Annotated in this window: 19 protein-coding genes and 3 tRNA genes; 7 read left to right on the forward strand and 15 right to left on the reverse strand. The window is 70.6% G+C overall.

The features are described 5' to 3' along the window. Positions 1-36: 36 nt before the first annotated feature. Positions 37-2,121, forward strand: coding sequence for an AAA family ATPase (locus AQJ64_RS51900; protein ID WP_059203409.1), 2,085 nt, complete (start codon positions 37-39; stop codon positions 2,119-2,121). Next, entirely contained in the window at positions 2,118-2,684 is a 567-nt protein-coding gene (locus AQJ64_RS39110) for an FHA domain-containing protein (protein ID WP_159060335.1), read from the forward strand. Before AQJ64_RS51900 ends, AQJ64_RS39110 begins: the two co-directional genes overlap by 4 nt. Before the next feature lie 20 nt (positions 2,685-2,704). Here AQJ64_RS39110 and AQJ64_RS39115 read toward each other — a convergent pair whose 3' ends face one another. The 9 genes from AQJ64_RS39115 to AQJ64_RS39155 form a co-directional block, all read right to left on the reverse strand. Beyond that, on the reverse strand, positions 2,705-3,361 hold the full coding sequence (locus AQJ64_RS39115; RefSeq protein ID WP_244902717.1) for an RES family NAD+ phosphorylase: 657 nt from the start codon (positions 3,359-3,361) through the stop codon (positions 2,705-2,707). Next, entirely contained in the window at positions 3,358-4,068 is a 711-nt protein-coding gene (locus AQJ64_RS39120; protein WP_055638745.1) for a hypothetical protein, read from the reverse strand. The genes AQJ64_RS39115 and AQJ64_RS39120 overlap by 4 nt, the downstream gene beginning before the upstream one ends. After that, entirely contained in the window at positions 4,055-7,474 is a 3,420-nt protein-coding gene (locus tag AQJ64_RS39125; RefSeq protein WP_159060336.1) for a CHAT domain-containing protein, read from the reverse strand. Before AQJ64_RS39125 ends, AQJ64_RS39120 begins: the two co-directional genes overlap by 14 nt. A 436-nt stretch (positions 7,475-7,910) precedes the next feature. Further along, on the reverse strand, positions 7,911-8,966 hold the full coding sequence (locus tag AQJ64_RS39130; protein ID WP_059203412.1) for a UDP-N-acetylmuramate dehydrogenase: 1,056 nt from the start codon (positions 8,964-8,966) through the stop codon (positions 7,911-7,913). 30 nt (positions 8,967-8,996) lie between these two features. After that, positions 8,997-9,425, reverse strand: a complete 429-nt coding sequence (locus AQJ64_RS39135; protein WP_059203423.1) for a MaoC family dehydratase — start codon at positions 9,423-9,425, stop codon at positions 8,997-8,999. Positions 9,426-9,430: 5 nt separating this feature from the next. Next, a complete protein-coding gene (locus AQJ64_RS39140) occupies positions 9,431-9,883 on the reverse strand; it encodes a MaoC family dehydratase N-terminal domain-containing protein (RefSeq protein ID WP_059203413.1) in 453 nt (150 codons plus the stop codon). A gap of 114 nt (positions 9,884-9,997) precedes the next feature. Continuing rightward, on the reverse strand, positions 9,998-10,162 hold the full coding sequence (gene rpmG, locus AQJ64_RS39145) for a 50S ribosomal protein L33 (RefSeq protein WP_003948671.1): 165 nt from the start codon (positions 10,160-10,162) through the stop codon (positions 9,998-10,000). 90 nt (positions 10,163-10,252) lie between these two features. Then, a tRNA-Met gene (locus AQJ64_RS39150) sits at positions 10,253-10,325 on the reverse strand. 46 nt (positions 10,326-10,371) lie between these two features. After that, positions 10,372-10,444 (reverse strand) — tRNA-Thr (locus tag AQJ64_RS39155). 349 nt (positions 10,445-10,793) lie between these two features. On the opposite strand from AQJ64_RS39155, the gene AQJ64_RS39160 reads away from it, so the two are divergent. Continuing rightward, the gene (locus AQJ64_RS39160) at positions 10,794-12,089 is read left to right on the forward strand and encodes an amidohydrolase family protein (RefSeq protein WP_059203414.1); all 1,296 of its coding nucleotides are present in this window, start codon (positions 10,794-10,796) and stop codon (positions 12,087-12,089) included. Positions 12,090-12,155: 66 nt separating this feature from the next. Then, positions 12,156-12,812, forward strand: coding sequence for an SDR family oxidoreductase (locus tag AQJ64_RS39165; RefSeq protein ID WP_055635760.1), 657 nt, complete (start codon positions 12,156-12,158; stop codon positions 12,810-12,812). A gap of 45 nt (positions 12,813-12,857) precedes the next feature. Here AQJ64_RS39165 and AQJ64_RS47070 read toward each other — a convergent pair whose 3' ends face one another. Further along, complete coding sequence (locus AQJ64_RS47070) at positions 12,858-13,079, reverse strand: hypothetical protein (protein WP_079062196.1); 222 nt, start codon at positions 13,077-13,079, stop codon at positions 12,858-12,860. A 98-nt stretch (positions 13,080-13,177) separates the two neighbouring features. On the opposite strand from AQJ64_RS47070, the gene AQJ64_RS39170 reads away from it, so the two are divergent. Next, positions 13,178-13,450, forward strand: coding sequence for a hypothetical protein (locus AQJ64_RS39170; protein WP_055635759.1), 273 nt, complete (start codon positions 13,178-13,180; stop codon positions 13,448-13,450). 21 nt (positions 13,451-13,471) lie between these two features. Here the strand turns inward: AQJ64_RS39170 and AQJ64_RS39175 are convergent, their stop codons facing one another. The 3 genes from AQJ64_RS39175 to AQJ64_RS49355 all read right to left on the reverse strand — a co-directional run bounded on the left by AQJ64_RS39175 (position 13,472) and on the right by AQJ64_RS49355 (position 15,510). Next, positions 13,472-13,852, reverse strand: a complete 381-nt coding sequence (locus AQJ64_RS39175) for a peptidoglycan-binding domain-containing protein (RefSeq protein WP_055635758.1) — start codon at positions 13,850-13,852, stop codon at positions 13,472-13,474. A gap of 157 nt (positions 13,853-14,009) precedes the next feature. After that, complete coding sequence (locus tag AQJ64_RS39180) at positions 14,010-15,206, reverse strand: calcium-binding protein (RefSeq protein WP_059203415.1); 1,197 nt, start codon at positions 15,204-15,206, stop codon at positions 14,010-14,012. A gap of 188 nt (positions 15,207-15,394) precedes the next feature. Then, a tRNA-OTHER gene (locus AQJ64_RS49355) sits at positions 15,395-15,510 on the reverse strand. A gap of 854 nt (positions 15,511-16,364) precedes the next feature. Here AQJ64_RS49355 and AQJ64_RS39185 point away from each other — a divergent pair. Further along, positions 16,365-20,147 (forward strand): hypothetical protein, encoded by a 3,783-nt coding sequence (locus AQJ64_RS39185; protein WP_159060337.1) that lies wholly within the window; start codon positions 16,365-16,367, stop codon positions 20,145-20,147. On the opposite strand, the gene AQJ64_RS47080 is transcribed toward AQJ64_RS39185, so the two are convergent. Both AQJ64_RS47080 and AQJ64_RS47085 read right to left on the reverse strand, forming a co-directional pair. Beyond that, positions 20,129-21,127 (reverse strand): hypothetical protein, encoded by a 999-nt coding sequence (locus tag AQJ64_RS47080; protein WP_157881055.1) that lies wholly within the window; start codon positions 21,125-21,127, stop codon positions 20,129-20,131. The genes AQJ64_RS39185 and AQJ64_RS47080 overlap by 19 nt on opposite strands. Continuing rightward, positions 21,108-22,169: a DUF262 domain-containing protein gene (locus tag AQJ64_RS47085; RefSeq protein WP_079062200.1), complete on the reverse strand. Its 1,062-nt coding sequence runs from the start codon at positions 22,167-22,169 to the stop codon at positions 21,108-21,110. Before AQJ64_RS47085 ends, AQJ64_RS47080 begins: the two co-directional genes overlap by 20 nt. Positions 22,170-22,687: 518 nt before the next feature. Between AQJ64_RS47085 and AQJ64_RS39190 the strand changes: the two genes are divergently transcribed. Further along, on the forward strand, positions 22,688-23,935 hold the full coding sequence (locus AQJ64_RS39190; RefSeq protein WP_055638293.1) for a DUF3631 domain-containing protein: 1,248 nt from the start codon (positions 22,688-22,690) through the stop codon (positions 23,933-23,935). The last annotated feature ends 8 nt before the right edge of the window (positions 23,936-23,943 follow it).

Consider the following 23,943-nt stretch of genomic DNA (forward strand, 5'->3'; position numbering starts at 1 on the left):
CGCCCTCCCCGCCCTTCCCGCACCCGTGGAGACCCCTTGACCAGCACCACCGGCACGACCGGCGCCAACGGCACCACTCCCCCGGAGTCGTCACGCGTGGCCCGGACCGTCCACCCGCCGTTCGCCGCCGAACTCGTCCACACCCTCAGCGTCCACTCCCAGTACGTCCTGCACGGCAACATCCGCGACGACTACGTGGTCGCCGACGACCTGACCGACGGCCGACGGGTCTACCGGGCGGTGTCCCTGGAGGACATGCTGTGGGAGCCGCTCCAGCGGGCCGGCTACAAGAGCCTGCTGCGCTACGACCCGGTGGCGGGTTTCCGGGTCGTGCACAGCACGGTCGCGGCGGAGACGACCACGCTGCTGGAGCGCAACACCCGCCGTGTCCCGGGCCGTCCGGACGACGCCGGCACCGACGAGGTGGCCCGGGTCCTGGAGTCCTTCGCACGCGGCTGGGTCGGCGAGCGCCCCGGCCCGCCGCAGAAGGACCCCCGCTACGAGGACTACCAGCAGCCGCTGCACGCCGCCCTGATCGTCGACTACGCCTCCCGGATCCCCACTCAGGTCAACCAGCTCAGCGACGAGGAGCGCACGTTCTTCCTGCGCTGTCTGAAGATCGCCGAGGAGGCGCGCCCGTTCGTCCGCGCGAAGTCGGGCCGCGCCCTGTTCAACCCGGTGATCTGGCTGGCGGACGGCGAACGGGACCTGCCGGCCTGGCTGGTGACCAGTGGCGTACGGGTGCGCAGCATCGGCGTGCCGACGCCCGACCTCGGCCAGCGCCGCCGTATGGCCGCCCTGCTCGCCCGGCAGGCGGGCGTCCCCGGCACCGCCACCCGGCTCGACGTGGGCCCGCTGGTGGACCGGGACACCCGCGAGGATCCGACCGAGGAGGACGTCGAGCGGTTCGCGCGGGCGGCCAGCGGGCTGACCCTGCGCGCGATGCGGGAGAGCATGCGGCTGGCCCGTGCCTCGAAGATCGGCTTCGACCGGATGGAACAGGCCGTACGGATCTACGAACTGGGCGTCAGCCGCAACCCGTGGACCGGCGGCGCGGTCGCCGACAGCATCCGGGACGGCGAGGCCTACATCGGCAACCGGGTGCAGGGCCAGGAGAAGGCGGTGACCCAGACCCTCGACGTACTGAAACGGGCCGCGCTCGGCCTGTCCGGCGCCCAGGCGTCCTCACCGGCCGTGCACCGGCCCCGGGGTGTGCTGTTCTTCGCCGGGCCGACCGGCACCGGCAAGACGGAGCTGGCGAAGGCGGTCGCCACCACGCTGTTCGGCTCGGAGGACGCCTGTCTGCGCTTCGACATGAGCGAGTTCTCCGCCCCCCACTCGGCGGACCGCCTGGTCGGCGCCCCGCCCGGGTACGTCGGCTACGAGGCGGGCGGCGAGCTGACCCGCGCGGTGCGCGAGGACCCGTTCCGGGTGGTGCTGTTCGACGAGATCGACAAGGCCGACAAGGGTGTCCTGGACAAGTTCCTCCAGGTGCTGGAGGACGGCCGGCTGACGGACGGCCAGGGCGTGACGACGTACTTCAGCGAGTGCGTCCTGATCTTCACGTCCAACCTGGGCGTGCACGGCCCCTCCGGTGAGGACGGCCGCCCGCTGGACTCCTCCGCCGGCCGGGAGCGGATCCCCGAGACCCCCGAGGAGCGCGCGGAGTTCGAGCGGCGGATCCTCGGCAACGTACGCCACCACTTCGAGCACACGCTGAAGCGGCCCGAGCTGCTGAACCGGCTCGGCGGCAACATCGTCGTCTTCCAGTACATCGAGGCGACCGTCGCCCGGAACATCTTCGCCGGGCAGCTGCGCAACATCGTCGACCACATGGAGCGCCAGAGCGGTCTGCGGCTGCGGGTTCTGCCCGAGGCCGAGAAGGTCCTGGCGGACCTGTGCACCGAGGACCTGCGCAACGGCGGCCGGGGCATCGGCATGAAGCTGGAGACCCATCTCATCAACCCGCTCGCCCGCGAGGTGTTCCGCCTCGGCACCCTGGAGCCCGGCTCCGTGGTCACCGTCTCGCGGGCCGTACGCCGCCCGGACGGCGAGGTCGACCTGACGGTGGACGCGTCGGCCGACGAGCACGTCGCGATGCGGAAGGCGCCGATCTGGTGACGGAGGGGCCGCGCCGGCATGTGGACAAGAGCCTCGCGCAGGACGACGACGTGCTGCCGGACTTCGACGAGGGGGACGAGGACGAGGAAGGCGGCCCGGGGGAACCGCCCCCGTGGCAGGAGCCGCCCCACGCCCCCGAACCGCCCCGCTCCCACCCCTGCTGGTCCTGTGCCGCCGCCGTGCCGGCCGGCTCCCCCGCCTGCCCCGAGTGCCAGGAGTCGGCCCGGCATCTGCGGCTGCTCGGCCCCGGTGCGTCGATCGACCTGCGGCACGGCGAGGGGCCCCCGCTGCGGCTCGGCCGGCATCCGGTGTGGGCGACGGCCGTGGCGGGCGCCCTCTCCGGCGACCGGGGGCAGGGCGTCTCACGCCGCCACGCGGAACTCCAGCTCACGCCCGACGGCACGATGTGGCTGACGGAGTGCGCCCACGGCACGCTGAACGGCACCTACGTCAACGACGAGAGGATCCCCCCGGGCACCCGCGCCCCCGTGCACGACGGGGACGTCATCGGGCTCGGCCGCAACTGCGCCTTCACGGTGCTGCTGGTCGAGCCCGGTGCGTAGGGTCTGCCGGCCTGGGTCCCTCAGCCGGTCGGTGGCACGATCGCGGCGCGCAGGGGGGTGAGCAGCCGGTTCGCCGTGTCGGCGCCGTCGAAGGTGCCCAGGTCATGGCTGACCAGCGGCTCGGGCGCGAACGGGCCGGTCCCGCAGCGGTCCCCGAACAGCACCAGCGCCTCCCGCGGCCGGTGCCGGCGGGACTGCCACACCAGGCCCTGCGCCTTCTCCGCCTGCCGCCGCAGTTCCTGGGCCCAGTAGCGGGTGCGCGGGTAGTCGTCCGGCTCGGAGTCCAGCAGCCAGCTGTCCTGGCAGACGGCCGCCAGGTCCTCCTCCACCCGCAGCGACACCAGGGTCAGCTCGGCCGTGGTGACGAGCTCGGCGAGCGTGTACCGGGCGGCCAGCGCCCACGGCACCAGCCTGCTGCCGACGACCGGGTCGAAGTCCATGGACCGCAGCAGCACCTCGGCCAGGGCGGTGGCCGGCTCACGGGTGGCGTAGAGGTAGGGGTAGGGGTCCTCGGCCGTGCAGTCGAAGCGGCTGCCGCCGAACAGGGTGTGCGCCGCGGCCTCCTTGAAGCCGGCCGCCGGGTAGTCGGTGCGATGACAGCGCCACAGCCTGGTGCCCGCCGGGAGGACGGTGGTGCGCGGTGCCATCGTGACCGAGGGCGGGATCTGCCGGGTCATCGGCCGCCCTCCTCGACGAGGGCCAGCGCGGCGTCGGCCAGCCGGTCGTCCGGCACCCGTCCGAGCAGCGCGGCGGGCGGGCCGCCCAGCCAGGAGTTGCCGCCCAGCCACCAGTCGGCGGCGCCCCAGGGGTCGCGGTCGGCGAGCAGGATGCGGTTGATGCGGACGACGACGTCCAGCGGCCGCCCGGTGTCCGGATCGAACTGGAACTCGGGACTGCGTCGCCCCGCATCCGGATCCGCCAGCACGATCACATCGGCGGGCGGGCTCTGTGCCGGGGCGGCTTCCCGCGAGGGCGCGGCGAGCAGCCTGCGCCGGGCGGCGGCGACGATGTCGGCGACGGACGGACCGTCGGGCTCGGGCTCAGGCGCGGGCGCGGGCGCGGGCGGGGCGGGCTCCGCCGCCGGTGCCGCGTACAGCGCCTCCAGCGCCGCGAGGAGCGTGTCCTCCTCCGGCACGGTGGCCGTCGCGGCGGCACCGCGGCCGGAGACGTGCAGCAGCCGGGCGAGTTCACCGGCCTCGTCGGGGACGGGCCACAGCGAGCGGATGACCGCCATCACGGCCATCGCGGCACGCTCGGCGTCCGCGCCGGCCTCGCGGAGCCGTTCCAGCATGGCCAGGAAGTGCTGGTACTGCTCGTCGTCCAGCCACTGTCTCAGTTCCTCGCGGTGGCGGACGAGCAGGGCCAGCAGCTCATTCGTGTCCAATGTGTTCCCTCCGGGTCGGCCCGGTGGTGGCCGGTGCGGGATTGCCTTGGTGGATGAAGGGGGCCCAGGCGGCCACGGGCAGCGCGGCCCCGCCCCTGATCCGGGCGGCCAGCGGCCCGGGGAGCCCCGGAACGGGTGTGCGGGCGGGGTCGAGCGCCCACTGCTGGGTGAGCCGCAGCGCCTGCGCCGGGTCCGCCCCCTGGGCGAGGTGGTGATGGACGACGTACATCAGTACGGCCGAACTCGCGTCGTCCAGGCCCCACTTGGAGCCGATCACATCGGCGGCGCCCCGGGCGGTGAACGCGGTGGTCAGGGTGAGTGCCTCGTCGTGGTCGCGGGCGCTGAGGTCGGTCTCGCAGGCGCTGAGCACGACCAGCGGCCCGGCCGCGGCCCGCCCGTCCGCCGAGGGCGCCCCGAGCAGCTGCCGTACGGTGAGCGCCCCCGGATCGTCCCCGTCGCCCGCGCTCGGCCGGGACGGGTGCAGCAGCAGCCGCGACACGGTGGGCCGGTCCCCGACCCGGCCGTGCACGCTGAGCTCCACCAGGGTGGCGGGTTGCCCGGCCGTTCCGCCCGGCAGCAGCGGCAGCAGCTCCTCGGGGGTGCCGTCGCGGTCCCACCCGTTGCGCACGAAGTAGCCGTAGCAGCGGGCGTGCGGATAGAAGGACTCCCGCAGGGCGTCGACCTCGTGCTCGGCATACGGCAGTGAGGCGCGCGGATCCGCGACGAGCACGGGCGCGCCGGCCACGGGCAGCCGGGCCCGCACGACGGACCGCAGGAACTCGGCCCCGGACGCGGCATGGCTGAGGACGGCGAGATCGAGCGCGTACACCGGCCGCGCCCCCTTCTCCCCGGCCGCGATCCGGGCCGCGTGCCAGGGCACGGACCCGAGGTTCCCGGCGGGCAGCAGCACCAGCCGCACCGGGTCGTCCGGCCGCGCGGGCCGTCCGGGCCGTACGACGTCCAGGACCGGCCCCATCACGGCGGGTCCCGCCCAGTCGCACAGCCCCTCCAGCGCCGCCTCCCACTCCGCGAGCGCCTCCGCCCGCCCGGGCTCGCCGTACGGCACCCCGGGCGCGGTGAACACCGACCGGTCGCGTGCGGCGTCCAGATACCGCTCCAGCGGTCCCCGGCGCGCCCGCCCCAGCCCGCCCAGCTCCACCGGCAGCGGCGCCGCACCGGGCCGTACGACCAGCGCCCACCCCGGCCCGTCGCCCTGCCCCACCAGCAGATGGACGACGGCGTCCACCCCGCCGCGCCGAGCGGCGTCGGCCACCTCCTGCCAGCCGGGGCCCGCCTGTGCCTCGGACCCCGCGGTACGGGCCCGCAGGGCGGCCAGCGCGCGGCGGCGCAGGGTGCTGGGGATGAGGGTGTCGGGGGTGTCGGGGGTGTCGGCGGGGGTACGGGGGCTGTCGGCGCCGTCGCCCGCGCGGGCGGCCGCCCGCCACTGGGCGGCCAGGGCGTGCTCGCCGTACGTCTCCAGCTGTTCCGGTACGCCGGTGGAGGCCGCGACCGCCCGCAGGACGAGCGCGCGGCCCGCCTCCAGGACGCGCAGCGCGGTGGCCGCGTCGCCCGTCTCCGCCGCCCAGCCGGCCGCCGCGACCCCCCGGTCGGCGGCCGCGCGGGCGGCGGCGAGCCCGTGCTCGGCACCGATCTGGAGCAGCACGTCCTCGGCGACCTTCTCCAGCTGCCGTTCCGTCGCCTCCAGCGCCCGGGCGGTGTCCCCGGGCGCGGCACGCCGCCGGTACAGCGCGGCCAGCTCCTTGTACACCTCCTGCGCGGTGGAGCACCCGGTGTTCTCGTCGATCTCGGCGCGCGCGGTCTCCAGTTCGCCGAGCGCGGTGTCGAGGGCGGCCCGGTCGCCGTGGCGCTCGTGCTGGACGTTGAGGGCGAGGGCGATGCCGAGCCGGGCCCGGATGTCCTGGTCGGCGACGACCTGGGGGCCGCCGAGCGCGGCGCGGGCCCGTTCGACCTCCTCCAGGACGGCCCGGGCGGAGGGGTCGACATACTGCTCCAGCGCGCTGGTGACCGCGCCCATCGAGGGCATGATCCCGCGCAGCGCCATCGGCATCGCGGGGTGCTCCTGCGCCTCGCGCAGATACATCAGCGCCCGGCGCAGCGGCGGGCCCACCGCGCCGCCCGCGGTGCCGATCGCCATGGCCCGGCGCAGTTGCAGGGTGCCGAGGTTGAACAGGACGAGGGAGGCCATGCTGTCGTCGTCGGCGAGGTCCTGCCGCAGGTCCAGCAGGATCTCGGCGATGTCGTCCAGCTCGTCGAGGTCGTCGTCGGCCGCGGCGGCGATGCGCTGGTGCAGCAGCAGGGCGCGGCCGGTGGTGGACAGTTCCTTGCCGGCGGGCCCCGGCAGCACGTCCCCTTCGGTGCCCCCGCGGCCGTACGCCTCGGTGAGCAGCCGGTGCGCGGTCGCCGCGTCGAGGAGGTTGCCGCCCTGCATGGAGGCGCTCGACAGCAGTCCGGCCAGCAGGATCGGTGACAGTCCGGCGGGGACGTCCTGGCTGCGGGAGGCCTCCAGGAGCGGTTCGCCCGCCTCGACCAGCCGCTCGGCCCGGCCCTCGCGCATCGCCTGCGCCATCCGGACCAGACCGGCGGTCATCTGCTCCTGCCAGGTGTCCAGCGGCAGTGCCCGGGCCGCCCGCTCGAACTCCTCCGGCTTCAGCAGCCCCGGCGACATCATCTCCATCGCGGGCAGCCACTCCTGCGTGAGGCGGGCCAGCTCCTCGGGCGAGGGAGGGGAGGACACGGCGGTACCGGCGGGACCCTGCCCCGCCTCCTGGGCGGCGTCGGCCGGGGTGTCGGGCATCGCCCTGAGCAGTTCCGCGACCGCGTTCATGGCCAGGCCGAGGTGGGGTGGCATGGTGCCCAGCGCGTTGGCCTGGGCGGCCACGTCGAGGAGGGAGGCCCGGTCGTTCGTCATGCCGGAGAGCATCCGCAGGGAGGCGATCCAGCGTTCCAGGTCCGGGCGGTCGGCCGGATCGGCCGTCTCGGCCAGTTCCTCCAGCAGGACCGCCACCTCGGCGAAGTCCTCCAGGGACCCCGGCCCGCCGGGCGTCAGATAGGCAGCGCCGACCTTCATCATCTCGGTGAAGTCCCGCTCGCCCCGGCCCTCCAGCTCCGGAAGCCTCGGCATCAGCAGCCGGATCAGCAGCCGGACCACGCTCTCCCGGGCCCGCACCTCCCGCTCGGTCACGGGCACCGCCCCGCGTGCCTCCCGCAGCAGCACGAGCGCCTCGCCCCGCTCCCCCTCGGGATCCACCGCGCCCCCGGCCAGACACCGCACCGCCAGCAACGTCCCCCGTGCCCTGCGCAGATCGCGCCGGTCCCCCTCCCCCGCGTCCCGCTCGGCCCGGGCGAGTTCCCCCAGGGTGCGGTCGGTGGCACCGGCGTCGGGCAAGCCGGGTAAGCCGGGCGAAGAGACGGAGGCACGTTCCCTCGTGGCCTCGTCCGCGGCGGCCCACTGCCGGCTGAGTGCGGTCGCCCGGTCGAACAGTTCCCGGCGGTCGGACACGGGCCCCGCGTCCTCGTCCGCTCCGGTGTTTCCCTGCGTCCCGCCGACCGTCACGCGTGCCTCCCCGGATCCCCGTCGCCCCACATACTGGCGGCGCCGGGGCGCCCGCGCGGCGCTTTCGGCCGTATTTCAGCCGAACCGACCGGGAAACAACCGCACTTGGGCCCCCCGGGTGGTACGGGAAGCGGTCACCATCGAGGTGGGGGCGGCCGCGGTGGCCCGGGCTACGGATCGGGGGAGGCCCGAGGCCCGCGGCCGCCCCGACTCGAAGGACCGGGGCCTGGGGCCTGGGGCCTGAGGTCGGGGGCCGGGGGCCGGGGGCCTACAGCTCCGCGCCGACCATCACCGGTTCGTTGACGAGCGTGATCCCGAACGCCCCCCGCACCCCGGCCACGACCTCGCGGGCCAGCGCCAGCAGGTCCTCCGTGGTGGCGGCGCCGCGGTTGGTGAGGGCGAGGGTGTGCTTGGTGGAGATACGGGCGGGCCCGTCGCCGTAGCCCTTGGTGAAGCCGGCCTTGTCGATCAGCCAGGCGGCGGAGGTCTTGGTGTGGCCGGGGCCCGCGGGGTAGGCGGGCGGCTCCGCGTCCTCGCCCAGCCGCTCCTTCACGCGCGCGTGGAAGACGGCGAAGTCGGCGTCGGTGAGGATCGGGTTGGTGAAGAACGATCCGGCGGACCAGGTGTCGTGGTCCTCGGGGTCGAGCACCATGCCCTTCCCGGCCCGCAGCTTCAGCACGGTCTCCCGGGCCGTGCCGAGCGGCACCCGGTCCCCGGCCTCCACGCCCAGCGCCCGCGCGGTCTCGGCGTACTTGATCGGCGCCGACATCCCGTCCGCGTCCTCCAGGACGAAACGGACCCGCAGGACGACGTACCGCTCGGGGTCGGCCTTGAAGCGGCTGTGCCGGTAGGCGAAGGCGCACTCCTCGGCGGTGAGGGTGACCGTCGTGCCGGCCCGGCGGTCGTAGGCGACGACCTCGGTGATGGTGGAGGAGACCTCCTGGCCGTACGCCCCCACGTTCTGGATCGGGGTGGCGCCGGCCGAGCCGGGGATGCCGGCGAGGCATTCGATCCCGGCCAGCCCGGCCTCGACGGTCCGGGCGACGGCGTCGGTCCACACCTCGCCCGCGGCCAGCTCCAGCGTCGTGCCGACGAGCTCGAAGCCGCGCGTGGCGATGCGCAGGGCGGTGCCGTCGAAGCCCTTGTCCCCGATGACGAGGTTCGACCCGCCGCCGACCACGAGCAGCGGTGTGCCCGCGGCGTCGGCGGCCCGCACGACGTCGATCACCTCGGCGTCGCTGGTCGCGGTCACCAGCCGGGCGGCGGGCCCTCCGAGCCGGAAGGTGGTCAGCGGGGCAAGCGGGGCATCGTAAGTTTCCAGCACGCGCCCAAGCCTACGAGACCCCGTGGACGCCTATCCGAGCCGTACGACCGCCCGGGACATCCCCAGCACCTTCTGCCCCCCGCTGGTGACCAGCAGATCGACGCGCACGGTGTTGTCGTCCAGCTTGGCCGCCACCTTGCCGGCGACCTCGATCACCGCGCCCCGCTCGTCGTCGGGCACGACGACCGGCTTGGTGAACCGCACCCCGTAGTCGACGACCGCTCCCGGGTCCCCGACCCAGTCCGTCACGACCCGGATCGCCTCGGCCATGGTGAACATGCCGTGCGCGATGACGTCCGGCAGTCCCACCCCCTTGGCGAACTTCTCGTTCCAGTGGATGGGGTTGAAGTCCCCGGAGGCCCCCGCGTACTGCACGAGCGTGGCCCGGTCCACCGTGAAGGTCTGGGCCGGCAGTTCGGTGCCGACCTCGACGTCCGCGTAGGCGATCTTCGCCGTCATCACCCTCACGCCTCCTCGGCCGCACGCGCGACCAGCTTCGTCCAGGCGGTCACGACGTGCTCGCCCGCCTCGTCGTGCACCTCACCGCGGATGTCCACGATCTCGTTGCCCGCCATGGACTTGATCGCCTCGATGGTGGAGGTGACCGTGAGCCGGTCGCCGGCCCGCACGGGGCGCCGGTAGGCGAACTTCTGGTCGCCGTGCACCACCCGGCTGTAGTCCAGGCCGAGCAGGGGGTCGCGGACGACCTCTCCCGCGGCCTTGAAGGTGATGGAGAACACGAAGGTGGGCGGGGCGATCACATCGGCGTACCCGAGCGCCTTGGCGGCCTCCGGGTCGGTGTACACCGGGTTGGTGTCACCCACGGCCTCGGCGAACTCACGGATCTTCTCGCGGCCGACCTCATAGGGGTCGGTGGCCGGGTAGGTCCGCCCGACGAAGGACTGGTCGAGCGCCATGGGCTCGGCACCTCCTGGTTGCGCTTCCTGCTGGCTCTACTGATCGGTACAGGTCACTCAACGACACGAGGCCGCCCCCGATCACTCGGGGACGGCCTCGCATACGAGCCTGATTTATCGCGTTTCGCGGTGCGCGGTGTGCGCGTTGCAACGCGGGCAGTGCTTCTTCATCTCCAGTCGGTCCGGGTTGTTACGCCGGTTCTTCTTGGTGATGTAGTTCCGCTCCTTGCACTCCACGCAGGCCAGCGTGATCTTCGGGCGGACGTCGGTGGCAGCCACGTGAGTGCTCCTTGACGAACGGATGGGATTGGTTTAACGCAAGAAAGAGTAGCCGATCGAAGGACCGACCCCGCAATCGGCTACTGCGTGTAGCGGTGACCGGACTTGAACCGGTGACACAGCGATTATGAGCCGCTTGCTCTACCGACTGAGCTACACCGCTTTGATGTGATCCGTCCCCGTCTCGCGACGGGAACCTCTCACACCAGAGCCCCAATACGGAATCGAACCGTAGACCTTCTCCTTACCATGGAGACGCTCTGCCGACTGAGCTATTGGGGCGAGCGATGAAGACATTACACGGTCCGCAGCCGTTCACCCAAATCCGTTTCGCGGCCCTCCGGAGGGACCCGCGGACGCGCCCGCCGGACGGCCCCACCGCCGGTCCCGGCAGCCCCGCGGGCCTCCCTGGAACCGTCCTCGCACCACCGCGACCACCGCAACCACACCGGTACGACTATTGCGCTCCTCCCCGACGGCACCGGAGCGCCGCCCTAGGCTCGACTCACTCTCCGTGACCTTGCGTCCCCCGCGCGGCCCCGGGTCACCCTCGCCCCCGCCAAGAAGCACGCACCACCGACCGCGAGCCCCCGAGACCCGAGCCGCCGGACCCCGAGCCCTCTGGAGCGCGATGCCCGACAGCCGGCCCGAGCCACCCCCGCCGTCGTCCTCCCCGTCCGGCCCCCCGGGCGGTACGCCGGACGGAAACGCGCTGCTGCTGTGCGGGGCGCGGCTGACGGACGGCCGGACCGTGGACGTACGGCTGGTCCGCGGGCGGATCGAGGCGGTCGGCACGGCCGGCAGCCTCCAGCCGGCCCCGGCCCGCGCCGGCACCGGCACCGCGCGGGTCGACCTCTCCGGCCACCTCCTCCTCCCGGCCCCCGCCGAGCCGCACGCCCACGTCGACACGGCCCTGACGGCCGACCTCGACGGGCCCGTCCCGAACGGCCCCGAGGACGTCCAGCGCCGCGCCGTCGAGGCCGCCCTGCTCCAGCTCGGGCACGGCGCGACCGCGCTGCGCGCCCAGGTGCGGGTGGGCGACGTCCAGGGCCTGGGCGCACTGACCGCCGTCCTGCGGGCCGGGCGGTCACTGAGCGGGCTCGCCGAGCTGACGACGGTGGCGATGCCCCGGCTGCTGACCGGGGTGGCCGGGGCGGACGGCCTCGCGATGCTGCGGGACGCGCTGAGGATGGGCGCCTCGGTGGTGGGCGGCTGTCCCGACCTCGACCCCGATCCGACCGGGTACGTGGAGGCCGTCCTCGAGGTCGCCTCCGAGCACGGCTGCCCGGTCGATCTGCACACCGACGCCGGCGACCCGGCCCGCCTCGCCCGGCTCGCCGCGATGGCCGGCGGGCTGCGCCCCGGGGTCACCCTCGCCCCGTGCGGCGGCCTCGGCCGGCTCTCCCCGGGGGCGGCCGCCCGCACCGCCGACCGGCTGGCCGCCGCCGGGGTGACGGTGGTGTGCCTGCCGCAGGGCGGCTGCGGCGCCTCGGAGCACCACGGCACCGTGCCCGTACGGCTGTTGCGCGCGGCCGGGGTGCGGGTGGCGGCCGGCAGCGGGGCGCTGCGCGACCTGTCCAACCCGGTCGGGCGCGGCGATCCGCTGGAGGCGGCCTATCTCCTCGCCTCCCACCACGGCCTGCGCCCCGAGGAGGCCTACGACGCCGTGAGCGGCTCCGCGCGGGCCGCCCTGGGTCTGCCCGAGATCCGGGTCGAGGCCGGTTTCCCCGCCGACCTGCTGGCCGTCCGCGGCGACCGGCTGGCGGGCGCGCTCTCCCTCGGGTACAGCCGCGTCGTGATCCACCGCGGCCGGGTGGTGGCCCGGACGAGCGCGGTCCGGGAGTACTGCGACTCGGCGGCGTCGGCGGCCTCCGCGTCACCGGTGGACCGGGGGCTGCCCCGGCAGGGGCGGGGGGAGTTGTCGTAGGCCCGCCGGGGTGTTCCCGCCGGTGCGGCGCGGCGGCCGGGGACGCCCGGGCGTACGGTCGGAAGCATGCGCATTGTCATCGCTGGTGGTCATGGTCGGATCGCGCTGCGGCTGGAGCGGTTGCTCGCCGGGCGCGGTGACGAGGTCGCGGGGATCGTCCGCAAGGCGGAGCAGGCCGGGGACCTGCGGGCGGCCGGTGCCGAACCGGTCGTCCTGGACCTGGAGTCGGCGTCGGTCGAGGAGGTCGCCGAGCGGCTGCGGGGCGCGGACGCGGCGGTGTTCGCGGCGGGCGCCGGCCCGGGCAGCGGGGTGGCCCGCAAGGACACCGTGGACAAGGGCGCGGCGGTGCTCTTCGCCGACGCGGCGGTCCGGGCGGGCGTACGGCGTTTCGTGGTCGTGTCGTCGATGGGCGCGGACCCGGAGCACCCGGGCCAGGAGGTCTTCGACGTGTACCTGCGCGCCAAGGGCGAGGCGGACGCGTACGTACGGGGTCTGGACTCGCTCGACTGGACGATCCTGCGCCCCGGACTGCTCACCGACGACCCCGGTACCGGGCTGGTCCGGCTGGAGGCCCACACGGGCCGCGGCCCGGTCCCGCGCGACGACGTGGCGGCCGTCCTGGCGGAGCTCGTGGACACCCCGGCCACGTCCGGCCTCACCCTGGAGCTGATCAGCGGCTCGGCACCGGTGTCGGTGGCGGTGAAGTCGGTGGCCGGGAACTGAGGGAGGCGCGGTTGGGCGCCCCTCGGAACAGGGGCTGAGCATCCCTCAGAACAGCGGCAGCTGTCCCGGGAACACGGGAACGACGTAACCGTCCAACGACGGCTGTGTGGCGCCCAGTTGTGCCCTCCTCCGGGATCCGGGGCAGGAGACGAGCTCCCCGGCCTCCCGGGCGCCCGGCGGGTCGTGCCGGGCGAACCGTCCGGCGACGACGGCGATCTCGCGACGGCACTCGGGACAGACTCTGCGACGGCTGGATCCGCTGGACATGGGGCCAGTGTGCCGCAGTGGGCCACCCGGGTAGCGGGGCGCGGCACACGCCCCGCTCGCCGCGCGGATCGGCCGACACCTCCCTAGCATCCGGACATATGGCACATACCTTCGAGGAACTCGTGGCGATGCAGCGTCTGGCCGACGAGACCCACGCACAGGTCGAGGAGCTGCGGGACGCCTACGGCCCGCCGACGGCGACGCCCTGGTCGGAGACCCAGACCGAGACGTACGAGACCGCCTGGAGGGCCTGGCGCGACCTCGCCCGTGACGTCCAGGCCGCGGTGACGGCGTACGCCAAGGACGAGGAGAGACCGCGCAGCGACGTGGAGGCGGAGGTGAAGCGGGCGGCGAAGTCACCCGGCGCCTGACCTCCTTCACCCGCCGCCCTGTCAGCAGACGAAGGCCGTCGAGTTGCCCCAGAAGACGAGGAACGACCAGGTCTGGGCCGCGACGACGCCGTCCACGCCGATGCCGGCGCACTGCTGGAAGCGCAGCGTCGCCTGCTGGGTGACGGGCCCGAACTGCCCGTCCACGGCGAGGTCGCGGCCAGTGAGGGAGTGGTTCAGGTAGCACTGGGCCTGCCGGACGGCACTGCCCGAGGAACCGAGCTTCAAGGTCGGCCGGCTCTTGGTGAAGTTGCAGACGTCCACGGACCCGTGGGTGACGGCCCGTACGGGCTGCGCCGCACTGTGCTGGGGCGTGGCGAGAGCCGGCGCTCCCGCGAGCACGAGCGCGGCGACCAGGGTCCCACCGGTGAGCATGCGTCGCATGTCCAACACCTCCAAATGAGACATCCCCCGTACCACCGTGCACTCCAGCCCCACAGGCCGCATCTCCGCACCCACGCCACAGAGCCCGCCACCTGCTGCCACCGCAGGTCACGGGCTCAGGAGTCAGGGGTCGGGAGCAGGGGTCAGGGGTCAGGGGTCAGGGAACGTCGGTGACGGACTCGCAGCGCACCGCGTGGTCGGCGTCGCCGGCCTGGCCGTCACAGGAGTCGGTGTGCGCGCCGCCGTCCAGGAAGTCATCGGCGGGGCCGGCGAAGAGGGCGTCGTCACCGGTGCCGCCGCGCAGCAGGTCCCGGCCGCCCGCCGTGCCGACGCTCGCGTCCCCGTCGAAGTTCACGTTGTCGCCGAAGAGTTGGTCGTCCCCACCGCGACCACGGATCACGTCGTTGCCCGCGAAGGTACGGGAGGCGTCGCCGACGGAGCTGTCACCGATGAGCAGTTCGTCCGCCGTGCCGCCGGTGATCCGGTCGTTGCCCGCCCCGGTGGCCCGCCCGCCCCCGGGGTCGCCGATGTTGTGGTCCCCGAGGGCGAAGAGGCCGCCGTCGGCGCCGAGATCGATGAGGTCGTCGCCGCCGTTCCCGTGCGCCGCGTCGATGCCTTCGCTGTCCCCGACGATGCTCTCGGCGGTCCCCGGTCCGGAACGGAGCACGTCGTCACCGGCGCCGGTCGCGGACCCCTGGAAGGGGGCGGCCGAGTCCCCGAGCAGCCCGTCGTCACCGGCACCGCCTTCCAGGAGGTCCCGGCCACCGCCTTCGGCGTCACCGCCGAGGGCGACGCTGTCGCCGGTCATGTGCACATCGTCGCCGTCATCGCCGAACAGACGGTCGTTGCCCCCGCCCCCGGCTCTTCCGCTGTCGCTCTCCGAGTCGCCGACCATGAAGTCGGAGCCGTCGCCGCCGTGGAGGGTGTCGTTGCCGCCGCCCCGGGCGTCCCCGCTGCCGCTCTGCGCGTCACCGACCAGGTCGTCGTCGCCGTCACCGCCGTACAGGACGTCGTTGCCGCCGCCCCGGGCGTCCCCGCTCTCGACGGACACGTCTCCGCGGATCACGTCGTCACCGGCGCCGCCGTCGATCCGGTCGTTGCCGAGCCCGCCGATCAGACGGTCGTCGCCGCCGAGGCCGCAGATGACGTCGTTGCCCCCGCGCCCGTCGACGACGTCCGCCCCCGCGGAGCCCACGATGACGTCAGCGCCCGGCGTACCGGTGAGCGGGCCCGCGCCGGTGAGGGTCGCGGAGACGCCGAAACAGGTAGGAGGAGCGGCGACCGCGGCGGTCACCGGCACTCCCAGCGTGAACAGAGCCGCCGAGACGACGCCGGCCATGAGGAGCCGAGCCATGCAGGACCTCCAGGTCTGAGGGGTGCCGCAAGAAGATCTCCCCTCAGGGCATGACAGTTGGGCCACCCATGACCCGTTCGCCCCACGCCGTCCCTCGAACGGACCGTCCCCCCTCCCCTCGCCGCACCACACGACGAAGGGCCCGTGGCCTGCTATTTCAGCAGGCCACGGGCCCTTCGTTCTCAGCGTGGCGGCGCCAGGATTCGAACCTGGGAAGGCTGAGCCGGCAGATTTACAGTCTGCGCCTAACGTTTCACTTGACCTGGCATTTCCTCAGGTGCGTGGTTGGCAGCCCCACGCCGACCCCACAAGAGGTGCCCGGGCACGTGGCCCTCCCACTCTGCGGCCACTTGATCCCCAGATGGGTTGTAACGACGGCCACATACAGACTCGTTGGGCAAAGTGCACATCAGGTATGTGACGCGGGAACTATCTTCCGTGTCTGCGCGTGTTCCGAGTGCAATCTCCAGCGCGGCCGAATGATGTGCGATGGGAGGGTCCGGTGGCAAGAGTCTCAACGAGGCAGGCTCGCATCGCTCTATGGGTGGGTGCGGTGGTGACGGCTGTGATCGCGGTCGGCCTTGCATCCGTGGCGATCCTGGCCGATTTGGATACTGCCGACCGTGTGGCCAGCCTGGCTGGGTCGGTGCTGGCTGCTGCAGGCCTAGCCCTGTCGGTCTACACCCTGTTTGGTAGCCCCAACGGAGTCCCAGTGGCTGGTGTCCGATCCGTTCAGGCGGGAAGCGGCATCGGGCGAGCTGTGACCGGGGACAACAACCGCCTCCAGGGTCCGGCTCCACAGGCGACCGCTCCAGGGGGCATAGTCTCGGCTGTCGGCAACGCCCCGTCGGTTGGTGAGAGAGGTGTCTCCGCCGCTGGTGGCATCGGCGAAGCGGTCACCGGCGACGGAAACCAGCTGACGTGAGCTTTTGGCGGCGACGGTCTCACTCCGCCGCAGCACGACAGGCCGAGTCGCCAACCTCATCCTGGCCTGGGCACGCGAACAAAGGACAAGCCGCTGCAACGCCCGGCGACGAGAGCAGTGGGCTAGCGCGTATCCCGCAGCTCAACGAATCGACAGGCGCGACAGGACAAGCGGCCACGAGACCTTCGGACAGCGGTCAGGATTGCGGCATACACGGGGGCGCTGAGCGATCGATGACGGCCGGGGAAAGCCTCGGACTCGGGATTTCCGGAGATCACAACCAAGTCGATGTCCACGGTGACGTTGTCATTGGTCAAGCCTCTAAGGTGCTGCGCTCGGGCTATCTGCTGGAAGTACAGGAACAGACCGCACACCGGTTCGAAGGACGAGAAGCGGAACTTGCGGCCATGGCCGCCTTCGCTACCGCCCCGGAGTGCTCGCAGCGCGGGTACTGGCGATGGCTGGCGCCAGCCTGGGCAGGGAAGACCGCGCTGATGGCCCAGTTCGTCCTGCATCCGCCAGAGAAAACCGATGTGCTGGCCTTCTTCATAACCGCGCGCAGTGCTGGCCGCGCGGACCGCACCGCCTTCCTCAACGCACTCGAAGGGCAGCTGCGTGAATACCTGCACGACGATGTCGAATGCCCAACACAGGGGGCCTTCCTCGACGCCCTACAGCGTGCGACCGCCAAAGCACGCGCCGCTGGTCGGTGGCTGCTGCTAGCTGTCGACGGCCTGGACGAGGACACCGGCATACCCACTGCCAGCAGCGGCCACAGCATCGCCGCCCTCCTGCCCCGCACCCCGCCTCCAGGCTTGCGCATCCTGGTTGCCGGCCGCCCCAACCCGCCCATCCCCGGTGACGTTTCCCATGGCCATCCGCTGCGTGATCCCGCCGTCAACCATGCGCTGGCTCCCTCTCACGCCGCCCAGGCGGTTCAGGAAGACGCCGAACGCAACCTCGATGCCCTCATCGCCGCAGGCGGACTCGGCGAGGAACTGGTCGGCCTGACCGCTGCGGCAGGGGGCGGTCTGGCCGCCGCCGACCTTGCCGAACTCACGTACCAGTCCCAGCGCCGGATCGAACTCGTCCTCGGCGGCAGCGTTGGCCGTGCCTTTCAGCACCGCCCCGCCCAGTGGACCACCGACGACGGCCAGCCAGTCGCCGTGTACTCCTTCGCCCACCAAGCGCTCCTCGACGGCGCCCGCATGCTCATCGCCCCGGCCGCCCTGGCCGCCTACCGTCAGCGCCTGCACACTTGGATCGACCGTGATCGCCACGCTGGTTGGCCCGCTGACACTCCCGAGTGGGCCCTGACTGGCTACCCGCAGATGCTCCGCGAGTGCCAGGACACCGACCGACTCACAGCGCTCGCCACCGACCCGTCCCGCCACGAGCGGCTGTGGCAAATCATCGGCACAGACAGCGAAGCCCTCACCGAAATCGCCGAGGCCTTAGCCCTCCATCGGACCGCTGGCGACCCCGACCTATCCGCCTGCGTACGCCTGGCTCACCACCGAGATGCCCTTCGGCGAAAGGCTGGCACCGTCCCCGACGGGGTCATCCGCACTTGGGCGCGCCTTGGCTACGTACGACGGGCCGTCACCATGGCCACACAGCGACAAGACGAGTACGCCCTCCCCTATCTGCTGGCCAGCATCCTGAGAATCGGAGGCTCAGCCAGCGAGACCGTCGCGCTGGTGCTCGAGGCAGCCCGAATACCTCGCATCGACCACCATGTGAAGACCCTAACCACGGTCGCCGAAACGCTGGCCCAGATTGGGTGGCACGACGAGGCCGCCGAGCTAGCTCGGCACGCCGCGGACTTAGCACGCACCCTCGCAGACTCCAAGCAGCAGGAGCAGGCTCTGAGAGGTGCCGCCAAAGCATTGGGCCAAGCCGGGCAGTGGGAGAAAGTCGTCGACTTGGTCCGCACGCTCACCGACCCCGAGCAGCAGGCCGGGGCCCTAACTGACGTCGTCGAAACCCTGGCCCAAGCCGGGCAGACGGAAGAAGCCTCCAGCATCGCCCGACAGGTCGCTGCTCTCACCAGCCCCAACCAGCAGGCCCAGGCCCTTACCACTGTCGCCAACACCTTGGCCCTAACCGGGCAGAGGGAAGAAGCCGTCGACTTGGCCCGCATGCTCACCGACCCCGAGCTGCAGGCCCGAAGCCTGGCCAGTGTCGCCAACGCCTTGGCCCTAACCGGGCAGAAGGAAGAAGCCGCCAGCATCGCCCGACAAGCCGCTGCTCTCACCCGCACCCTCACCGACCCCGAGCAGCAGGGCTGGGCCCTGCAGGCTGTCGCCAAGGCGTTGGCCCAAGCCGGGCAGAGGGAAGAAGCCGTCACCTTGGCCCGCACTCTCACCGACCCCGAGCAGCAGACCCAAGCCCTGACTGACGTCGCCGAGGCCCTGGCCCAAGCCGGCCAGACGGAAGAAGCCGCCAGCATCGCCCGACAAGCCGCTGCTCTCACCCGCACCCTCACCAGCCCCAACCAGCAGGCCCAGGCCCTTACCACTGTCGCCAAGGCGCTGGCCCTAACCGGGCAGAGGGAAGAAGCCGTCACCTTGGCCCGCACTCTCACCGACTCCGAGAAGCAGGCCCAAAGCCTGGCCAGTATCGCCGAGGCACTGGCCCAAGCCGGCCAGACGGAAGAAGCCGCCAGCATCGCCCGACAAGCCGCTGCTCTCACCCGCACCCTCACCAGCCCCGAGCAGCAGGCCTGGGCCCTGCCTCTTGTCGCCAGCACCTTGGCCAAAGCCGGGTGGCATGACGAAGCCGTCAACTTGATCCGCACGCTCACTGACCCCGAGCTGCAGGCCTGGGCCCTGACTGACGTGGCCAACACCTTGGCCGAAGCCGGTTGGCATGACGAAGCCGTCGACTTGGCCCGCACTCTCACCGACCCCGAGCAGCAGACCCAAGCCCTGACTACTGCCGCCTTGGCCCTGGCTCAAGCCGGGCAGGAGGAGGAAGCCGCCAGCATCGCTCGACAAGCCGCTGCTCTAGCCCGCACTCTCACCGACTCCAAGAAGCAGGGCTGGGCCCTGCAGGCTGTCGCCAAGGCGCTGGCCCAAGCCGGTTGGCATGACGAAGCCGTCGACTTGGCCCGCACTCTCACCGACCCCGAGCAGCAGACCCAAGCCCTGACTGACGTCGCCGAGGCCCTGGCCCAAGCCGGCCAGACGGAAGAAGCCGCCAGCATCGCCCGACAAGCCGCTGCTCTAGCCCGCACTCTCACCGACCCCGAGAAGCAGGCCTGGGCCCTGCAGGCTGTCGCCAAGGCGCTGGCCCAAGCCGGTTGGCATGACGAAGCCGTCGACTTGGCCCGCACTCTCACCGACCCCGAGCAGCAGACCCAAGCCCTGACTGACGTCGCCGAGGCCCTGGCCCAAGCCGGCCAGACGGAAGAAGCCGCCAGCATCGCCCGACAAGCCGCTGCTCTCACCCGCACCCTCACCAGCCCCAACCAGCAGGCCCAGGCCCTTACCACTGTCGCCAAGGCGCTGATGCAGGCCGGACAGGAGGAGGAAGCCGCCAGCATCGCTCGACAAGCCGCTGCTCTAGCCCGCACTCTCACCGACCCCGAGAAGCAGGCCTGGGCCCTGCAGGCTGTCGCCAAGGCACTGATGCAGGCTGGACAGGAGGAGGAAGCTGCTGGCATCGCCCGCCATGCTGCCGACTTGACCCGCACCCTCACCGGCCGCACCCGGCAGACCCAGACCGTGCTGGTTGTCGCCGAGGCGCTGGCCCTAACCGGGCAAGGAGAGGAGGCCACCGAGTTGGCCCGCACCCCTACCCACCCCAAGCAGCAGGCTCGGGCCCTGGCTGCTGTCGCCCAGGCACATGGAAGCACAGTGCAGGGGCGCACGGCGCTGGCTGAAGGTTTGGCCCTCGAATCCCCGATAGACCTGGTCACTGCCCTGGCTGCAGTCGACCGCGATGCACTGGAGACGCTGGCCCGCTGCATGAATACGGAAGTCGGAAATTCCTCTCAGCCATCGAGACCGTGACTAGCGCTGTCGAATTCGAATTCCCTGCAGACATTGTCGAGATTATAAAAATCGCGCATCTCAACCGAATTCACAACAGTATACCTGTCCAGCGAGCCGACTGTATCTGGCTTGCCAACGTGACCGAGGACCATTTGAAAGAGTGATCCACTCTCGGGGCATGGCGGCGCGCCCGGCTGTCGCCACGCTGTCGCAAACTCGGTTAGAAGCGAGTCGACGGCAACCGGTCTAGCGTGATTATTGGACGTATAGCTCGCAACCAAAGCAAATACGTTATCGGCGAAGCGCCGCCAGCTAACGGGAGTCAGATTTGAGGCAATAACTCCATCCGCAATAAGCTCTTGGAAGCGCGCAACGATCGAGTCTTTCGCGGCGATCTCAGGCCACTCGGATTCTGGAACCGCACCAGAAACCTGATCGAACGCTCCAATGATCATTTCAATTTGCTCAACTGCGGCTTTTAGCTGCGCGGCGAGTCGCTGCTTCTTCCAGTCAACTCGGTCACCTTTGTAAACGAGATCATGAGTCACCGTGGACCACGCATACTCGAATGCGGTGGCAATCTGAACTTCAAACGTAACGCCCCCGATGCCAGGCACCCGTTCCGCTGCCGCATTTTCTGAAAGGCGCGCGTAGTAGCGAGTCGTATCAAAACGGAAAACTTCAGGAGCCTTCTTGGCGGTGCCTCGGGATCTCATGGCTACTCGCGCAAAGCAAGCATCCAGTTTTCGGATTACACCAGGCTCATGAGATGCTGTTGGGATCACGATGGTGCATGCGTAGAGGTCATCGATGTCTGACCATTTAGCGATGCGTCCACCTTCCAGCTTCTCGGAGAGCGACTCAACCTTCTTGATTCGATCGAAGAAGAGATAGCCGGATCGATCGCAATATGTACGCAGCGTCTGTTCCGCGTACTCCGAGATGCCTTTAAGCAGCGGCTCTACTTGACTGTAAGCGTTAGAGACGCTCTGCGGCACTGGCATCCCACACCCCCGTCAGCACATCCTTGACGACCCCAATTCGGGTGCGCCGTTGCAGCGCGTCGTTAGATGCTGAACGGGCAGCTTCAAAGTATTGCTTGGCGACCTCGTCATTAGTCCGCGCCTCGTCGTTGACTACGACTCTCATGAAGCTGGTCAGGCGCTCATTAATCTCCGATCTACCAGGCAGTCGCCCTTGACGAGAGAGTTCGAGAATGGCGCCATAAAGAGAATAGAAGTCCGCCTGATTCTTTAGCCGCTTACCGATGCCAGAGAGAAGCTCGGAGCTGATTTCCGACATGGTTCGAATTGTTTCCCGGAACTCTACCTCGACAGTCTGCTGCTCGGACCACTCGTCTTCCCGTGAACCGTATTCCCTGTCCAGGTCATCTTGAGAGTAAGCCCGAACTCCAATTTCGGTGAGGAGCAGAAGGTTGGTTACGAACTCGACGTCCTTCATTTGGCGACGCGATGCAGGTGCGAAGCGGGGAAAATCTTGCGACAAAACTACCGGAAGAACTTCGGCAAGCTCTTCACAGGTTCGCGCAAACTGCCCGCTATATCGAGCATGACGCAATTCCTGAGGAGTCAGGCGCGCAACATTTCTGTTGATCCTGTCGAAAATGTTATTTAGGGTATTGTCGTCCGTAGTAGGGAGGTATTCGACGGCGAATTGATACGACCAAAATTCCTTCCTCTCCTCGTCGGAGAGCTGATTGAAGAAAAGGCCCCGAGCGCGTTTAATCGCACTCTTCTCACTGACAGGGAATTCGTTCGCAGTGAACTCAAAAATCGCACTCAGCCTCTGCTTGCCGTCAACAACAGAGTATGTCGCGATCCCGTCGGCCGACATGTTTTCATAAATGAAAATCGCTGGAGCCGGATATTGAAGCATTAGCGTTTCGATAAAGTAGTCCTTGTAGGACTGATTCCAAACACTTCTGCGTTGGTAAGGAGGGTCGAGCTCCAGTAGCTCTCGGTTCCAAAGGTCGCGAAACCAGGCGACGGTTTGGGTGGTCTGTCGGCGCTCACGGGGCATTGAGATTCCTTGTGGACGAGCCAATCCAGCCGCACGGTGGTGAGCCACGGCCAGTAGGACGTTGCTAGAGGGACTCTATCGTCGTAGTAACTCGGATGGTTGGGATACGGATGAAGAGCTTGGATGCAGCGTCCGCCGGGTGGATTCAGCGCATCGGATCACTACGGAAGAAGCTCCCCGGATCGGTCTGGCCAACGCAACTTCGGGGGTAATCGACCTTGCGATGTAAGCGACGGTTCTCGCCGAACGCCCCGTGTTCAGTCCATGGCTGCCCACGACGTGCGGCAGGCTGATCGCCAACGCCACACCGCGCCAGGACGCCGTATGACCGGCCCCCACTCCCCCCACCTGGATTGCCCCATCCCCGCCACCGGCGGCCCGCAGGACGCCGAACGCACCCGCGCACGGCCGGTCGTAGGCGCCCGAAAGAAGTCCGCCCGTCAGGGCGTCCTTTCAGCTCTTCCCACCATCCCCCGCAGCACGGGCACGGCCCGCCACACGGACAGGAGGTACGCCGCATGACCGACACCATCGACGGGGCCGCGCTGCTCGACGAGGTGGAAGCCTTCCACCTCCGCTTCAACATCTTTCCCACCGAACACGCCTACGTCGCCGTCACGTTGTGGGACGCGCACGCGCACCTGATCGACGCGCTCGACGGCACCGCCCGCATCGCCTTCCTCAGCCCCGAACCCGGCTCGGGCAAGTCCCGCGCCCTGGAGATCATCGAAACGCTCACCCCACGCTCCGCGACCACCGTCAACGCGTCCGCCAACGCGCTGTTCCGACTGGTCGCGGCCGATGCTGGGACACCGACGCTGCTGTTCGACGAGATCGACACCGTATTCGGGCCCAAGGCCGGCGGGAACGAAGAGGTCCGCGGGTTCCTCAACTCCGGCTACCGGCGCGGCGCCAAGTCCCTGCGCTGCGTCGGAGAAGGCTCCGAGCAGCGGGCCGGCTGGTTCGACTCGTTCTGCGCAGTCGCCATGGCCGGGCTCGGATCGCTGCCAGACACGATCCTGACCCGCTCGGTCATCATCCGCATGCGCAAGAAGGCGCCCAACGAGAAGTGCGAGCCCTACCGGCGCCGCATCCACGAAAAGCAGGGCCACATCCTGCGCGACCAGCTCGCCGACTGGACCGACACCATCCACGACCAGATCGCCGACGCCTGGCCCGAAATGCCCGAGGGCGTCACCGACCGGCCGGCCGACGTGTGGGAACCACTGCTCGCCGTCGCAGACGCGGCCGGCGGGCACTGGCCCGAGCGGGCCCGCACCGCGTGCGTCGCGCTCATCAAGGCCGCCTCCGAGGGCGACCAAGCCTCCCTCGGCGTCAAGCTCCTCACCGACCTGCGCGACCGGGTGTTCTGCGGCGTGGACCGGATGCCCACCGCCGCCATCCTCGAAGTCCTGCTCCAGCTCGATGACGCCCCGTGGGCCGATCTGAGCGAGGACGGACAGAGCAGCAAGCCGCTCACCGCACGCGCGCTGTCCCGGCTGCTGAGTCAGTACGTGCGCCCCGACAACACCCCGATCAAGCCCCGCGGGATCCGGGTCGGCAGCACCACCCCCAAGGGCTACTACGCGGAAGACCTCAGTGACGCGTGGGCCCGCTACTGCCCCCTGACCCCTGGGAAATCCGCAACATCCGCAACGTCCGCAACACCGCAGGTCAGCGAGGGTGAATCTGTGGCGGATACCCCTTCCGAGAGCCGCCACATGTTCGCCGAAACCGACACACGACAGCTCCGCATCGTCGGCTGACCAGCCGG

It is taken from the genome of Streptomyces griseoruber (assembly GCF_001514205.1).
In the GTDB taxonomy this organism is placed as follows: Bacteria; Actinomycetota; Actinomycetes; order Streptomycetales; family Streptomycetaceae; genus Streptomyces; species Streptomyces griseoruber.

What these genes read in the sequence shown, in the direction of transcription:
- AQJ64_RS39180 (WP_059203415.1), bottom strand. Translation starts at nt 15,206, where the DNA reads ATGGCTCGGCTCCTCATGGCCGGCGTCGTCTCGGCGGCTCTGTTCACG.
- AQJ64_RS39135 (WP_059203423.1), bottom strand. Translation starts at nt 9,425, where the DNA reads ATGACGGCGAAGATCGCCTACGCGGACGTCGAGGTCGGCACCGAACTG.
- AQJ64_RS39160 (WP_059203414.1), top strand. Translation starts at nt 10,794, where the DNA reads ATGCCCGACAGCCGGCCCGAGCCACCCCCGCCGTCGTCCTCCCCGTCC.
- AQJ64_RS39190 (WP_055638293.1), top strand. Translation starts at nt 22,688, where the DNA reads ATGACCGACACCATCGACGGGGCCGCGCTGCTCGACGAGGTGGAAGCC.
- AQJ64_RS39175 (WP_055635758.1), bottom strand. Translation starts at nt 13,852, where the DNA reads ATGCGACGCATGCTCACCGGTGGGACCCTGGTCGCCGCGCTCGTGCTC.
- AQJ64_RS39170 (WP_055635759.1), top strand. Translation starts at nt 13,178, where the DNA reads ATGGCACATACCTTCGAGGAACTCGTGGCGATGCAGCGTCTGGCCGAC.
- AQJ64_RS47085 (WP_079062200.1), bottom strand. Translation starts at nt 22,169, where the DNA reads ATGCCCCGTGAGCGCCGACAGACCACCCAAACCGTCGCCTGGTTTCGC.
- AQJ64_RS39165 (WP_055635760.1), top strand. Translation starts at nt 12,156, where the DNA reads ATGCGCATTGTCATCGCTGGTGGTCATGGTCGGATCGCGCTGCGGCTG.
- AQJ64_RS39140 (WP_059203413.1), bottom strand. Translation starts at nt 9,883, where the DNA reads ATGGCGCTCGACCAGTCCTTCGTCGGGCGGACCTACCCGGCCACCGAC.
- AQJ64_RS39115 (WP_244902717.1), bottom strand. Translation starts at nt 3,361, where the DNA reads ATGACCCGGCAGATCCCGCCCTCGGTCACGATGGCACCGCGCACCACC.
- AQJ64_RS39185 (WP_159060337.1), top strand. Translation starts at nt 16,365, where the DNA reads ATGACGGCCGGGGAAAGCCTCGGACTCGGGATTTCCGGAGATCACAAC.
- AQJ64_RS47070 (WP_079062196.1), bottom strand. Translation starts at nt 13,079, where the DNA reads ATGTCCAGCGGATCCAGCCGTCGCAGAGTCTGTCCCGAGTGCCGTCGC.